At 71.0% G+C, this 14,966-nt stretch carries 13 protein-coding genes; 6 read left to right on the forward strand and 7 right to left on the reverse strand.

Annotated features, from left to right (window positions below; translation table 11 throughout):
* Nucleotides 1-2: 2 nt before the first annotated feature.
* The 5 genes from H5411_RS30905 (at nucleotide 3) to H5411_RS30925 (ending at nucleotide 3,438) form a co-directional block, all read left to right on the forward strand.
* A complete protein-coding gene (locus tag H5411_RS30905; RefSeq protein WP_101440140.1) occupies nucleotides 3-1,103 on the forward strand; it encodes a serine hydrolase domain-containing protein in 1,101 nt (366 codons plus the stop codon).
* Between the two features lie 14 nt (nucleotides 1,104-1,117).
* Nucleotides 1,118-2,023 (forward strand): cobalamin-binding protein, encoded by a 906-nt coding sequence (locus tag H5411_RS30910; RefSeq protein WP_101440141.1) that lies wholly within the window; start codon nucleotides 1,118-1,120, stop codon nucleotides 2,021-2,023.
* Nucleotides 2,024-2,125: 102 nt separating this feature from the next.
* The gene (locus H5411_RS30915) at nucleotides 2,126-2,719 is read left to right on the forward strand and encodes a hypothetical protein (protein ID WP_101440142.1); all 594 of its coding nucleotides are present in this window, start codon (nucleotides 2,126-2,128) and stop codon (nucleotides 2,717-2,719) included.
* Entirely contained in the window at nucleotides 2,716-2,919 is a 204-nt protein-coding gene (locus H5411_RS30920) for a DUF6186 family protein (protein ID WP_101440143.1), read from the forward strand. Before H5411_RS30915 ends, H5411_RS30920 begins: the two co-directional genes overlap by 4 nt.
* 45 nt (nucleotides 2,920-2,964) lie before the next feature.
* A complete protein-coding gene (locus tag H5411_RS30925; protein ID WP_101440144.1) occupies nucleotides 2,965-3,438 on the forward strand; it encodes an SRPBCC family protein in 474 nt (157 codons plus the stop codon).
* On the opposite strand, the gene H5411_RS30930 is transcribed toward H5411_RS30925, so the two are convergent.
* From H5411_RS30930 to H5411_RS30955, 6 genes are all read right to left on the reverse strand, one after another.
* Nucleotides 3,435-4,211, reverse strand: coding sequence for an SDR family oxidoreductase (locus H5411_RS30930; RefSeq protein ID WP_101441346.1), 777 nt, complete (start codon nucleotides 4,209-4,211; stop codon nucleotides 3,435-3,437). The genes H5411_RS30925 and H5411_RS30930 overlap by 4 nt on opposite strands.
* 77 nt (nucleotides 4,212-4,288) lie before the next feature.
* Nucleotides 4,289-4,639 (reverse strand): hypothetical protein, encoded by a 351-nt coding sequence (locus tag H5411_RS30935; protein WP_244194877.1) that lies wholly within the window; start codon nucleotides 4,637-4,639, stop codon nucleotides 4,289-4,291.
* A 77-nt stretch (nucleotides 4,640-4,716) separates the two neighbouring features.
* Nucleotides 4,717-5,658 (reverse strand): non-homologous end-joining DNA ligase, encoded by a 942-nt coding sequence (gene ligD, locus H5411_RS30940; protein WP_101440146.1) that lies wholly within the window; start codon nucleotides 5,656-5,658, stop codon nucleotides 4,717-4,719.
* 33 nt (nucleotides 5,659-5,691) lie between these two features.
* Nucleotides 5,692-7,254, reverse strand: a complete 1,563-nt coding sequence (locus H5411_RS30945; protein WP_416332871.1) for a hypothetical protein — start codon at nucleotides 7,252-7,254, stop codon at nucleotides 5,692-5,694.
* 142 nt (nucleotides 7,255-7,396) lie between these two features.
* Entirely contained in the window at nucleotides 7,397-9,436 is a 2,040-nt protein-coding gene (locus tag H5411_RS30950) for an MDR family MFS transporter (RefSeq protein WP_101440148.1), read from the reverse strand.
* 177 nt (nucleotides 9,437-9,613) lie between these two features.
* A complete protein-coding gene (locus H5411_RS30955) occupies nucleotides 9,614-12,592 on the reverse strand; it encodes an arabinosyltransferase domain-containing protein (RefSeq protein ID WP_101440149.1) in 2,979 nt (992 codons plus the stop codon).
* 409 nt (nucleotides 12,593-13,001) lie between these two features.
* Between H5411_RS30955 and H5411_RS30960 the strand changes: the two genes are divergently transcribed.
* Complete coding sequence (locus H5411_RS30960) at nucleotides 13,002-14,393, forward strand: amino acid permease (protein WP_101440150.1); 1,392 nt, start codon at nucleotides 13,002-13,004, stop codon at nucleotides 14,391-14,393.
* Between the two features lie 104 nt (nucleotides 14,394-14,497).
* Here H5411_RS30960 and H5411_RS30965 read toward each other — a convergent pair whose 3' ends face one another.
* Nucleotides 14,498-14,959 carry a nuclear transport factor 2 family protein gene (locus H5411_RS30965; RefSeq protein WP_101440151.1) on the reverse strand — a complete coding sequence of 154 codons (462 nt, stop codon included), beginning with the start codon at nucleotides 14,957-14,959 and terminating at the stop codon, nucleotides 14,498-14,500.
* Nucleotides 14,960-14,966: the final 7 nt, after the last annotated feature.

Below are 14,966 nucleotides of genomic sequence, written 5' to 3' on the forward strand. Positions count from 1 at the left end.
GGATGACTGTCCATGGTGCGGTGAAGCCCGGTTACGAGGGCGTGCGGGAAGCGTTCGGCGACATCATCGAGGCGACCACCGGCGGAGCCGCGTTCAGCGTGTTCCGCGACGGCGCTCCGGTGGTGGAGCTGTGGGGCGGTTCAGCGGCGGACGGCGTGCCGTGGACCGAGGACACCCGCGCCGTGTTGTTCAGCGGCACCAAGGGCGTGGTCGCGACCGTCCTGGCGATGCTGACCGCACAGGGGAAGCTGGACCCGGACGAACGCGTCGCCCGCTACTGGCCGGAGTTCGCCGCGGCGGGCAAGGAGGAGGTGCCGGTCTCGCAGGTGCTGTCGCACACCGTCGGCCTGCCCTACGTCGAACCCGATCTGCCCATGCTGGACAACGCGGCGAACGCCCGTGCCCTCGCCGCCCAGCGTCCATTGTGGACTCCGGGCAGGCAGGTCGCGTACCACGCGCTCACCTACGGCTACCTGGCCACGGAACTGGCCCGGCGCGTCACCGGAGCCGACCTGGGCACGCTGGTGCGCGACCTCCTCGCCGGACCGCACGGCCTCGACCTGCGGCTCGGCACCCCGCCGTCCGTCCCGGTCGCCACGCTGCGGCGCGCGCCCGGGTACCGGATCAGCACGTTCCTGAAGGACGAGGAACGCCGCCGGATCGTCGAACGGATGTACCGCGGCCTGCTCGATTCGGGCGACTCGATGAACTCGCCGGAGTACCGCGGCGCGACGCTGGCGGCAGGCGGCGCAGTCGGCACCGCGACCGCGATGGCCCGCTTGTACGACCTGCTGCGCTCCGGCGAACTCGTCCCGGACGACGTCCTCGCCCAGGCCACTCGCACCTGGTCCGAAGGCATCGACGCGATCAATGACCGCCCGCTGCGCTTCGGCCTGGGTTTCGAACTGGCCGACCCGATCGGCACCTACGGCCCCGCCGCGGCCGACCCCGCCGCCTTCGGACACTCCGGTGCCGGCGGCGGCCGCCACGGCGCGTGGCCGACCCGGGGGTTGTCGTTCTCCTTCGTGCCGAACGAACTCCAGGCCGAGGACGTCGACCACCGGGCTTCCTCGCTGCTGGAGGCGCTGCACGAGGCCGCCTGACCTACCGTGGACGCATGCGGATCGTGTCCCTGCTGCCCGCCGCCACCGACCTGGTCGCCACTCTCGGCAAGGCGGGCGATCTCGTCGGCCGCACGCACGAATGCGACTGGCCCGCCGAGATCGCGTCGGTGCCGGTGGTGACCGCCGCGGACCTCGACTCCGACACGCTGACCAGCCGGGAGATCTCCACCGCCGTCGGCTCGTCCCACCAAGGCTCGTCGCTCTACTCAGTCGATCTCGACCGGCTGGCCGCGCTCGCGCCCGACCTCGTGCTCACCCAAGACCTGTGCGAGGTCTGCGCGGTGTCCTACACCCGCGTCGCCGCCGCGGTGCGGATGCTCGACGCCGGACCGCGCGTGCTCAGCCTCGAACCGCGCACCCTGGACGAGGTTCTCGACTGCCTGACCACCCTCGGCGACGCACTGGGCGTGCCGGAGGTCGCCGCCGCCCGCGTCGCCGAACTCCGCAGCCGGCTCGCCGCTGTCCGCCGCCAGGTCGCCGGGCTGCCGCGGCCCCGGGTGGTCGCGCTGGAATGGCTCGATCCGCTCTGGCCGGCCGGACACTGGGTGCCCGAGCAGATCTCCGCCGCGGGCGGCGCCCCGTCGCTCGCGGAACCGGGCGAGCACACCCACCCGATGACGTGGGACGCCGTGGTCGCCGCCCGCCCGGACGTCCTGCTCGTCCTTCCCTGCGGCTTCTCGCCGGACCGGACCGAGACCGAACTGGACGTCCTCACCTTGCGCCCGGGCTGGGCCGACCTGCCCGCCGTCCGGAACAACCGCGTCTGGCTGCTCGACGGTCCGGCCTACTTCAACCGCCCCGGCCCGCGAGTGGTGCGCGGCGCGGAAATCCTCGCGACGGTTCTGCACGACCGGCCCGCCGATCCCCCGGTCAGCCCTGCCGAAGCCCGGCGGATCTGACCCTTCTCACCCGGCTCCCGAAAACATCGCCCGACCGGGAAGCCGCAGACCCCCGTTCGTGTTGTCTTCCAAGCAGGACCGGCACGGAATGAGGTGCGTCGCATGGCAGCTCCGGAACGGCACGTGGCGGACTACCCGGCACCTCGGCCGGCGGTCGACCTCCCGATCGCGGCTCTCCTCATCGCCTCGCTCGCCCACTGGATCCGCGGCGCCCCCGCCGACAGCGTCATCTTCTTCGCCGCCGCGATCCTGCTGCTCTTCACCGAACGGCACGCCGGCGCCGCGGACGACCTCCTGGTCCCGGCCACCCGGCTGCCCGGCGCCTCGCTGATCATCGCCGTCGCTCTGGTCGCGCTGGTCTTCGGCCGCCAGACCGTGCCGATGTTCCTCGCCGTGACCGCGATCGGCGTCGGCGCGCTGGTCGTGGAATGGCGGGACCCTTCGCTCCCGTCCCAGCCGGTCCCGCGCCGCGGCTGGCTGTGGGTCGCGCTGGCGATCTCCTGGTGCCTCTGGGAACTGATCTCCTTCGTCTACGAACAGGCCGCGGGCGGGCTTTCGCTGACGCATCCGACGATGAGCGACCTCGTCGACCCGATGCTCGACAACCGCGTCGTGCAGGCTCTCGCGCTCGGCGTCTGGGTCGCCGCCGGGCTCGCGATGCTGCGCGCGGCCGCCGAGGCTAGGAGAACGGCATGAGCAGCAGGCTGATCACCGAAATCGGCTTCGGCGCGATCGTGGCCGCCGCCCTCCTGCTGTGGCTGGGCAGCCACCTGGTCCCTAAGAAGATCCCGCCGCTGACCAGCGTGCTCTCCGCGCTGATGCGCAAGCGGTCGACCCGGATCGCGCTCGTGCTGGCCTGGTGGTGGGTCGGCTGGCATTTCTTCGTCCAGAGCTGATCACGCGGACGGCAATCATCGATTATTTCTGCTATGATCGATGATATGAACGAACGTCTTGAGGTCTCCCGGCTCATCCCCGCCCCCGCCAGCGCGATTTTCGCCGTGCTCGCCGATCCGCGGGGCCACGTCGACATCGACGCGTCCGGAATGCTCATGGACGCCGAAGGCGAACCGGTCACGCAGGCCGGCGACCGGTTCGTGGTCCACATGGACCGGGAAGCGCTCGGCGACCGTCCGCTGGGCAAGTACACCGTCGAGGTCGTCATCACCACACTCGTCCCCGGCCAGGAGATCGCCTGGACCGTCGAGGGCAACTTCCGCCCGCACGTCCGCCACATCTACGGCTACCGGCTGGAGCCCGCCGAGGGCGGGACCCGCGTCACGTCCTACTACGACTGGTCAGAGCTCAGCGACGAGTGGAAGGAGCGCCTGACCTTCCCGGTCGTCCCCGAATCCGCCCTCAAGGCGACCCTCGGAATCCTGGAGCGCACCGTCCGCCGCCGCGCCGCCGCCTAGCGGTACCGCAGCGCGGTCGGCTTGCCCCGCTCCGCCAGATACTGCTCGAAGGTGACCACGCCGTCGGCGTGCTCCGGCGCCAAGTTCGCCCCAGCCGCGTAACCCCGGGCGATCCGCCCCGGCGCCGGCACCGAAACGAGCCGTTTCTCCTTCCCGGACGCGGCGAGCAGGGCACGCGCCAGATCAGCCGTCGTCCGCACCTCCGGCCCGCCGAAGTCCGCGACCCGCCCCCGCGGTTCGCCGCGGGCCAGCTCGACGAGCCGCGCCGCGACGTCGCGCACGTCGACGGGCTGGAACCGGAACTTCGGCACCGGCACCACCGGGAGCCGGGCGGCGCCGGCGAGGAGTGTCCGCACCAGCGAGTGGAACTGCGTCGCCCGCAGAATCGTGTGCGGCATCCCGGAATCCGCGACCAGTTTTTCCGCGGCCAGCTTCGCCTCGTAATACCCGAGCGGGATCTTGTCCACGCCGACGATCGAGACGTACACCAGATGCGGCGTCTGTCCGCTCCAGCGCGCCGCCTCGACGAGCGTGCGGACCGTGTCGACCTCCCGGCGGTAGTCGGTCGCGCAATGGATCACCGTGCTGACCCCGGCGACCGCGACGTCGATGCCCCGTCCCGTGCGCAGGTCGCCGGCCGTCCACTGGACACCTTCGCCGGACCGCCTCCGCCGGCTCAACGCCCGCACCGGAGCCTCCGCGGCTCGGAGCCGTTCCACGACCACCCGGCCCAGTTGTCCGCTTCCGCCGGTGACGAGGATCTGCTCGGCCACGTGGTCCTCCCGATGCCGCACCGCCCGGGCTCAGCCGGGTTACGCCCGCCATCCTGGCATGCCACGCGCCCGGCCGGTCAAAACCTCGAACGCCACCGCACCGTCGGCTCGTTCGCGCTGTCCCGGCGCGGCGTGTCCTTCCGCAGCAGCACCGACAGCCGCCCGTAGGCGGTGATCAGCTCCGAGTTCGCCTCGTTGCCCCGGCCTAGCCGGGCGTACTCGAACCCCTGCCGCAACGCCGCCAGCGCCTCCGGTTCTGCGGTCGCGAGCAGGCCCGCCGCCTCGGAAACGGTCTCGGCGAGGCCGTCGAGCATGGCGTTCGTCTCCGGCCGTCCCGGCGCGACGGTCAGCACCGGCGACAGCACGCGCAACTGGTGGTGCAGCCGATAGAGCACGGCCAGCGGATCGCCCTGCCCAGCACTGTCCATCGCGCTCTCCTCCGCTCGGTCCCCGGTGAGACGCGGCGGAGGAGCCCCCATGACGCCAGGCGCCCGATTGACTTCGCTCAGGAGTCCTCTGCCTCCAACCCGTCCCGGTCGGCCCACTCCAGCAACGGCTCGAGCGAATACGCCGTGTCGTCGATGCCCGCGTGCAGATCGCCGAGTTCGGCGAACCGCGCGGGCACGGTCGCGATCGTGCAGTCGTGCGGGTCGACGTCGTCGACCTCGTCCCACCGGATCGGAGTGGACACCAGCGCCTCGGGCACGCCGCGCACCGAATAGGCGCTGGCGATCGTGTGGTCCCGGGCGTTCTGGTTGTAGTCCACGAACAGCTTCTTCGGATCGCGGTCCTTGCGCCACCACGTGGTGGTGACGTCGTCCGGAGCCCGCCGCTCGACCTCGCGCGCGAACGCCAGCGCCGCGCGGCGGACATCGGCGAATCCCCAGCGCGGTTCGATCCGGACGTAGACGTGCATCCCGCTGCCGCCGGACGTCTTGGGCCAGCCGCGGATGCCCAGCTCGTCCAGGATTTCCTCGGCGACGTGCGCGACCCGGCGGACCGTGCCGAACCCGCATTCGGGCATCGGGTCGAGGTCGATCCGCCATTCGTCCGGCCGTTCGGTGTCCGCGCGGCGCGAGTTCCAGGGATGAAACTCCACAGTGGACATCTGCACCGCCCACGCAACGTGCGCCAGCTCGGTCACGCACAGTTCGTCGGCGTGCCGCTGGTACCGCGGGAACTGCACCCGCACCGTCTCCAGCCACGGCGGCGCACCATTCGGCACGCGCTTCTGGTGCACCTTCTCGCCGGTCACCCCGGACGGGAACCGGTGCAGCATGCACGGCCGTTCCCGCAGCGCGCGCACGATCCCGTCGCCGACCGCGAGGTAGTAGCGGACGAGATCGAGCTTCGTCTCGCCGCGCGCCGGGAAGTAGACCCGGTCCGGATTGGACACCCGGACCGTGCGGTCCCCCACCTCGAGCTCGACGGCCTCGCCCTTCGCCATGGCATCGACCGTATCGGGAAATCGCGCGGCGCGTCAGCGGTCGAACGGCACGAGGGTGAAATGCCCGACGCCCTTGGCCGCGGAGTAGACCGTCCACTGGTCCGGACCATGGCCCGGACCCTTGTCGTAGAGCAGCCGGTAGTCCGGGGTGCGCGGCGGCAGCCGCTTGAACCAGTGGTAGTTGATCCGCAGAAGCGTCTTGCTGACGAAACCGTCCTCGGCGAGCCGCTTGTTCACGATCTTCGTGACCTCGCTGCGGTCGGAAAAGACGTCGAGGATCTGGCAGTCGCAGTAGTACGCCAGGGTGCCGATCTCGCCCGGCCCCGCCACCGACTTGCCCTGCAGCCGCGCGCCGAGCTCCTTGCCGACGCGCGCGTAGTCGGTCGAGCTGGCCCAGTTGCCGAAGATGACCGGCGACGGCCACGGCACGCCTTGGGCCAGGTCCACGCCCACGTTGGCGAGCGCCACCGCCGCGCCGAGCCCGAGCGCGACGAGCGGCGGGACGCGGTTCAGCTTCGGCCGCTTCTTCGTCTCGGCGTGCCAGACGCCGATCATCAGGACCGCGAACGACGCCGTGCTGACGATCGGGGTGACGTAGTACCAGTGGTACGGGCCGACGCCGAGGGTCGAGTAGACGATGTAGTAGACGACGCCGCCCGCGCCGAGCGCGACGACCGGGGCCAGCCGCGGGAAGTCGTCCCAGCGGCGCGCGAAGCGCAGGGCGAGCCAGCCGAGCAGCACGGTCACGCCGACCAGCGCCGAGGCGAACGCGACCATCACGGTGAAGGGCAGGTACAGGAAGTACATCATCGGGCCGCTGAAGTAGCCCCAGGCACCGAACAGGCCTTCCTGGTCCTGCTTGATCACCAGCGTGTCGGGGATGAACGACCCGAGCGCGAACCAGCTCGTGAGGAACCACGGCGCGGACACGAGAACGGCCGTCGCGACCGCGGTCCAGAACTTCTTCCGGATCGCCGCCGTCGAGAACGCGATCACGAGCACGAACACGACCAGGTCGAGCCGGGTCAGCACGGTCAGCGCGGCGACCACGCCGAACAGCACCGGCCGCTCCTCCAGCGCGGCCACCACGAGCCACAGCAGGACGGCCGGGACCAGCAGCACCTCGAGGCCGGTGGCCGACAGCAGGAAGGGGTTGGCGATCACCAGCAGCAGGCCCAGCACGCCGGCCCACGGCGAGACGCCGAAGCGGCGGGTCAGCCGCGCCCACGCCCAGCCGATCGCGGCGCTGTTCAGCACGGTCAGCACGCCGAGCGCGAGCACCGGGTGCGCGGAGCCGCTGATCCGGGTGACGAAGGTCAGGAACCCGAGCAGCAGGACGTCGAGCGGCGAGGTCGCCGAGTTCGCGACGGACCCGGGCACGAGCGCCCATTCGCCGTGCAGCGCGAGGTTCTTCGCGTACGAGAGGGTGATGTACCCGTCGTCGGTGAGGCTGCCGCGCACGAGCAGGAACGAGAGCAGGCCGAACACCGCGGCGGCCAGGGGCAGCCACGCGGCGAAGCGGGACCGGACGGGACCGCCGGCCGGACGGGCGGAGCCGTTGGCGTCGCCCGAAGTCGTGAGCACAGATTCATCCACCGACATGATCCCGGAACAGTAGAGGGTGTCCGACAGGCAGATGCTAACGGGCTGTCCGAAACGTCGGCGCCGCCGTACCCGCTGTTTCGGCGGTACCGGTTTCGCAACGGTTTCCCGCCGCGCGGCGGAATTTGCCGCGGTTTCACGCCAGCGCGTGCCGCCCGCCCGCGCCGTCCGCGCCCTGGTCGAGGATCCGGGTCGCCACGCGGGTGATCGCGGCGTCCAGTTCGGACCGGTCCCCGCCGCCCCAGTCGCCGAGGCGTTCGGCGATCCAGTCGTGCCACGCGCGGACGAGCTTGTCCCATTCGCGCGCCCCCGATTCGGTGAGCGACCAGCTGCTGCGGGCGCAGTCGAGGTGCCCGGTCAGTTCCAGCCGCGCGAACGCCGGTTCGAGCACCTGCGCCGGGACGCCGTGGTCCTCTCCGATCGCTTCGAGCGTCGCCGCCCGTCCGGCGCGCTGCCGGAGGCGGACCTGCAGAACACACCACAGGCCGCCGACGTCCAGTTCCGAACCGGCGCGCGCGACGATGGCGGGAGCGGCCTTGCGGCGTTCCCGGAACAGCAGTGTCGCGATCGCCCGTTCGAGTCCCCGGTCGTGCTCGTGCGCTTCGGGCATCGCGAATCCGTCGCCGAGGTCCGGCGCGGCGGCGCGGGCGGTGTCGCGCAACGGCATTTCCTTGAGGAAGAACGCGAGCACGAAAGCGACCAGCCCGACCGGCGCGGCATAAAGGAACACAATGTGCAACGAATCCGCGTACGCGCCGATCACCGGTTCCGAAATCGTCGCGGGCAAATGGTGCAGCGCCAAGGGAATCTGGACGGCTTTCGGATCGACGCCCGGCGGAAGCGGATGTTCGGCGAGCGCCTTGGCTAGATTCGGGCCGAGCTGATTCGCGTAAACCGTGCCGAAAATCGCCGCGCCGAACGAACTGCCGATCGAACGCAGGAACGTCACCCCGGACGTCGCGACACCGAGATCCCGGTAGTCCACGGTGTTCTGCACCGCGATGGTCAGCACCTGCATGCCGAGCCCGATCCCGAGACCGAGCACCGCCATGTAGAGCGCCGATTCCCAGAACCCGGTGTGCGCGCCGAGCCGCGACAGCAGATACAGCCCGGCGGTCATCACCGCGGAGCCGGCGAGCGGGTAGATCTTGTACTTCCCGGTACGGCTCACCAGCGTGCCGGACAGGATCGAGGCGACCAGCAGCGCGAGCACCATCGGGAGCAGCCGCACGCCGGACGACGTCGCCGAGACGCCCTGGACGTACTGCATGTAAGTGGGCAGATAGGACAGCGCGCCAAGCATCGCGAACCCGACGACGAAGCTCATGATCCCCGCGACGGTGAACACCGGGTTCCGGAACAGCCGCATTGGGAGCATCGGCTCCGGCGCGCGCAACTCGACCGCGACGAACGCGCCCAGCAGCACCACCGAGCCCGCGGCCATGCCGATGATCACCGGCGAACCCCAGGCGTACGTGGTGCCGCCCCAGCTCGTGACGAGCGTCAGCCCGGTCGCGGCGAGGCCGATCAGCAGGATGCCGAGGTAGTCGATCACCGGTTTGACCGCCGCGCGCACGCTCGGCATCGCCGACGCGGCGACCGCGAGCACCACCACGGCGAGCGGGATGTTGACGTAGAACGCCCAGCGCCAGGACAGGTGGTCGACGAACAGCCCGCCCAGCATCGGCCCGGCCACGGTGACGACGCCGAACACCGAACCGAGCGCGCCCTGGTACTTGCCGCGTTCGCGCAGCGGGACGACGTCGGCGATCAGCGCGGTCGAGGTGACCATCAGCCCGCCGCCGCCGAGCCCCTGCACCGCGCGCCAGATGATCAGCCAGGTCATGCTGTCGGCGAAGCCGCAGAAGAACGAGCCCGCGCCGAACACGACCACCGACAGCTGGAACATCAGCTTGCGGCCGAACAGGTCGCCCAGCTTGCCGACGACGACCGTCATGATCGTCTCGGCCAGCAGGTACGCGGTGACGACCCAGGACAGGTGCCCGGCCCCGCCGAGGTCGCCGACGATGGTGGGCAGCGCGGTCCCGACGATCGTCTGGTCCAGCGCGGCGAGCAGCATGCCGAGCAGCACCGCGCCGAACACCGCGTGGATCCTGCGCCGGGACAGCGCCGGCGGGACCGGCTCCTCCCGGATCTCCTCCGCCGTGGCCGTCATCGGCTCCTCCTCGCGCGCCCGTGCCGGGCCGCTCCCGGCGCGTCCACGTAAGCACCTCGGTCCACCGCGGAATAGCCGCCCGGCCGCGTAGTCGCCCGTTCCGGTGACCGCGGCGGACCGCCGGATCCGATTGCCGTCGCGGCCGCCGGTGACCCGAACGCGGCGTCCTGGTCCGGCCTACTCGCTGACGGCGCGGGGCGCGTCGGCGTCGAGCACGGGCGCCTGCTTCGCCAGCCCGGACGTCGGCCGGGTGCTGTGTTCGACGGTCAGTCCCCGCATCGGGACCGGATAGTCGAACCGGTACACCGCGACCGGCTCGCGGAGTTTGTCGCCGCGCAGGTAGGTCGGGAGTTCGGTGGCCTTCGCGTCGGCGAACAACGGCACGTAAGGTCCCCCGGCGTCCGCGGAGTAGGCGACCCCGGCCAGCGACTGCGCGTCCGGCCCCGGGGCGAACCGGTACCGGACCGGCTGCACGATGCCGTCCGCCAAAGAGGCGGGTGTCCGGCACGGCACGACGAAAGCGTTGGTCCAGTCCAAGGTCACCGGCTCGCTCACCGGAACCTGGCTCGTCAGCGGCACCAGCCGCGGGATGCGGGGTGCGGTGACCGCGACCCAGCCGGACGGACCGGGGTCGGCGTCCCGCGCGACGACCCGGACCCGTTGCGCCCCAGGGGCCTGCCAGCGGGGGTCGAAGCGCGCGTCGCTCCACTTCCCGGTGCTGTCCCCCTTGGCCTTCACGGTCGCCAGCACGGTCCCGTCCGCCTTCGCGAACTCGACTGACACCTGTACTTTCCCTTGCCCGGCAAGGGAAATCACGACCGGAGCCGAATCCTTCGACGCAATGCCCGCCGGCAGGTCGTACCACCCGGTGGCGAGCGTGCCGGTCCCGGACGGCGACCGGTAGGAACTCCACGCCGGGTGCGCCGGATCGGTGCCGTACGGGGCCCGCGGCGCGGCGTCCGGCGGGAACGCGGTGTTCATCGCGAACCCTTCCGCCGAAGCCGGGGTCGACGGTCGAAGCACGCCGGCTCCGATGTCCGGCTCGACGTCCAGCCAGTCCTCGACACCGCAGGCGTTCCCGGCGCTGCCGGCACTCGCTGCGAGGCCGAGCGAAGCCAGGTTCGACCGGCCGACGGAGTAGGTGTCCCAGCGCAGTTTCACCGCCTGGGCCTGTCCGACCACCTCGACCGCCACCGTCGCGGCCGCCACCGCGACGATCACCCAGCCGGACGCCGGCAGCCAGCGCGGCGCCCCGGGCCGCCGTTTCGCGGTCCGCCAGGCCCCGGCGGCCACGCCCGCGAGCGCGACCGCCAGCCCGGCCCAGAGGACCAGATCCGCCAGCCGCACGCCCTTCACGGTGGGGACGGAATCGCCCCAGCGAACGTCGTAGTCGGACTGCATCCACCACCGGTTCGGCGAGGACCAGGCCAGCCACGTCGTCGCCGCGACCAGGCCCAGCGCCGCCGCCCGTGCCCACACCGAGGACAGCGCTCCGCGTGCGACGGTGTGGACCAGCATCGCGATCACCACCGTGCCGAATCCGGCCAGCGCACCGAAGTGGTGCGTCCACTTCGTCGGCGTGAACGCGAGCACGACGAGGCACAGGACACTGGCGACGACCATCCGGCGAGCCGGCCCGGCGGCCAGTCCCGGAGCGCGGCGCCAGATCAGCAGCACGGCCGTCATCGCCATCGCCAGGAGCATCAGCAGCACCGGCACCCGGCGGTTCAGCGCACCCTCGACGACCGAGGGATCGAGCAGGGTCGTGTACCGGGTGATTTCGCTCTGCCACGGGAGATCCGGGCCGATCTGCTGACGGACGGCGGTCGACTCCAGGACGGCGCTCAGCGGCTGGTCGTAGAACGCCGTGAGCAGTGCGCTGCCCGCCGCGCCGACGACCACCGCGATCGCGCCGAGCACCCGGAGGTCGGCACGCCTGCGCACCAGCCGGACGAGCGGGCGCACCCCGGCGATGAACGGCAGGAACGCCGCGATCCCGAGCGGGTTCGTCGTCGCGGTGGCACCGGCGACGACCAGACCGACCGCGACCGGCGTCACCGCACCGGTCGCCACCGCGCGCTCGACCAGGGCGAACACCGCCAGCGTGCCGAACACGATCCAGGGCTCCGGCCGCAGTCCGACGTCGAAGGCCACATACCAGGCCAGGAACAGCGCCGCGGCCGCCCAGCGGGTCCACCGGCCCGGCCGGTCGACCAGGCGCGGCAGCACCAGCCGATCGATCAGGAACCACGACGCCAGCCCCAGCAGCACCGACGGCAGCCGCATCCACACCATGGCCGGCGTCACGCGGCCGAGAAGCGCGTACAGCTCGTAGTACCAGCCCCACGGCGCTTCCGGCGCGTTGAACCAGCGGAAGTAATTGCCGGTGAACCCGCTCGTCTCGCGAGCGCGCAGCATAGTCGAGATGTATCCGTCGTCCACAGTGAGCGCACCGATGACGGACCAGACTCCGAGCACCCCGGTCACCGCGAGGTCCGCCGGCCGCGGCGCCCACGCCCGCCGCGGAAGCAGCCGGACCCGTCGTGCGACGGCCCGGTCGCGCCGGATCAGCAGCACGATCATGCCGAGCAGCGCGAGCACCGACACCACGCCGAGCGCGACCTTGAGCACGCTCGGCGTGCTGACCCACCGGGTGTCGGGTTCGATCTGCGCGGACGCCGTGCCCGGGTGGTCGGTGTACAGCCCGGTGACGTTCGGCCTCGCCGTCGTCCTGGCGGTGCCGACTGTGGTGCCTTGGCCGTCGGCGCGCACCGTCAGCCGGCAGTCGCCGCTGACCGGCCGGCGCACCAGCTCCTTATCGCCGAGTTTCGCGGTGACCGTCCCGGCGACCGCGCGGATCTCGAGCGCGCCGCCGAGGGGCTGCGCGCCCAGCTTGCTTCCCGGCGGCGCGGTCGCCAGCGCCAGCCCGTCCGGGTCGGCGCAACGGACGGTCGCGTCCATTCTGTCCGGGTGGTACGGGTACAACGGCAGCGCGGTGTCCTGCGCGCCGTCCCAGCGGTACGTCGTTGTCTCAGTGTTCACCGGCGCCACGGTGAACAGCACCGCGGTCAGTGCGGAGATGAGCCCAAGGCCGATGATGAGCCAACGGTCGCCGGCTTTCCTGCGCGCAGTGGAGTCGGAATCTGGGGTCGGCACCGCGCGGAGTTTAGTGTTCCGGCGTGTCTCCGCCGTGAAGCGGCCCGGCGGCCGACCGGATCCCCCGGTATGCGAACCTGGCGGGATCAGCCCCTGAGCGAATGCCTCCTCGGGCGCTTCCGTCCACTGTGGAACATCCGCGTGGCCCCGTCATCGCCGGATTCCGGCGAGCTCCGCGCTCTGGTGAGCGCTCCTGTCCCGCGGATACCCTGGAGATCGCCTGCGGCTGCCCGAAAGTCTCCGCGCGCACCGTCCACGGTGGACATCCGCGCAGCTCCAGCACCATTTCCGGAAATCAAACGGGCCCTGCCCGATTTACCCGGTTCCTCCACGGTGATCTGCAGCACACCTTAAGTCCAGCCTAGGTGTGCTGCATCACGCGGCCCGCTACCGCTAGCGTCACGCAACCATGGAATCCACAGTGGTCGCCAAAGAGGGCGACAACTACACCAAGGCACTGGGCAACCGCCAAGTGCAGATGATCGCGATCGGCGGGGCGATCGGGGTCGGGCTCTTCCTCGGCGCGGGCGGGCGGCTCCACGAAGCGGGGCCGTCGCTGGTCCTTTCCTATGCGCTGTGCGGCGTCGCGGCCTACTTCGTGATGCGGGCGCTCGGCGAACTCGTGCTGCACCAGCCCAGCTCCGGCAGTTTCGTGACGTACGCGCGGAAGTTCATCGGCCCGTGGGCCGGGTTCGTGTCCGGGTGGATGTACTGGCTGAACTGGGCGATGACCGGCATCGCGGAGATCACCGCGGTCGCGATCTACGTGCACAAGTGGCTGCCGGACGTGCCGCAGTGGATCACCGCGCTGGTCGCGCTCGGCGTGCTCATGGCGGTCAACCTGCTGAGCGTGAAGCTGTTCGGGGAACTGGAGTTCTGGTTCTCCGTGGTGAAGGTCCTCGCGATCATCGTGTTCCTGGTGACCGCGGTCGGGCTCGTGTTCACCGGCGCGAACATCGGCGGCACCACCGCCGGCGTGCACAACCTGACCGGCCACGGCGGGTTCTTCCCGGCCGGCGTCGGCATCGCGCTGATGACGCTGCAGGCGGTCGTGTTCGCCTACTCCGCGATCGAGGTCGTCGGCATCGCGGCCGGCGAGACCAAGGATGCGCGCAAGGTGCTGCCGAAGGCGATCAACGGCGTCGTGTGGCGGATCGGCGTCTTCTACGTCGGTTCGGTGCTGCTGCTGGCGATGCTGCTGCCGTGGCCGTTCTACAACGGCGGCGAAAGCCCGTTCGTCACGGTGTTCTCGCGCCTGGGCATCGGCGGCATCGGCGACGTGATGAACGCGGTCGTCCTCACCGCCGCGCTCTCCTCGTGCAACTCGGGGCTGTACTCCACCGGCCGCATCCTCCGCGCGCTCGCCGACGAGGGGGAAGCGCCGAAGTTCGTCGGCAAGATGAACTCGCGGCACGTGCCCTACGGCGGGATTCTCTTCACGTCCGTGGCCTACGTGCTCGGCGTGGTGCTGAACTACCTGGTGCCGAAGGAAGCCTTCGACATCGCCACCGCGGTCGCTTCGCTCGGTGTCGTCGCGACCTGGGCGACGCTGGTGTACTCGCAGATGCGCATGCGTCAGGCGGCGTTGCGCGGCGAGCTGGAGCGGCCGAGCTACCGCATGCCCGGCGCGCCGTACACCGGCTGGGCCACGCTCGGATTCCTCCTGCTGGTCGTGGTGCTGATGGGATTCTCCGACGGAGCCGAGAAGATCGCGTTCTACTCGATCCCGGCGATCGTCGTGGTGCTCGCCGTCGGCTGGCGGCTGGTGTCCCGCAAACGGCAGGCGCGCATCGGCGCCTGAACGCGGCCCGCGTTCCCCATCCCCGCGAACGCGGCATCGGCCCGGCCGTCCCTTCCGGCACCACCGGAACGGGCGGCCGGGCTCTTTCCGTTACCCCGGTTCTTTCACCACAGGGGGAAGTCGACCCCGTGCTCCTCCGCGGGCCGCGGCCCGAAGATGCGCCGCTCGGCCTCCTCGATCCGCCGGTCGTTGATCGACGCCTCGCGCCGGCTCATCAGGCCGTTCTCGGCGAACTCCCACAGCTCGTTGCCGTAGCTGCGCCACCACTGCCCGCCCGCGTCGCGGCTCTCGTACTGGAACCGCACCGCGATGCGGTTCTCGCGGAATCCCCAAAGCCCCTTGCGCAGCGCGTAATCCAGCTCGCGCTCCCACTTCGCGGTGAGGAACTCGACGATCGCGGCCCGGCCGACGACGTGCGTGTCGCGGTTGCGCCACACGGAATCCGGCGTGTACGCGAGCGAGACCTTCTCCGGGTCGCGCGTATTCCAAGCGTCCTCGGCCGCCTGGACCTTCTTCAGCGCGGAGGCGAGGTCGAACGGCTGGAACGGGGGCCGCGATTCGGTCATGACAGGG

The sequence above is a fragment of the Amycolatopsis echigonensis genome, from assembly GCF_014174495.1.
Classification (GTDB): Bacteria; Actinomycetota; Actinomycetes; order Mycobacteriales; family Pseudonocardiaceae; genus Amycolatopsis; species Amycolatopsis echigonensis.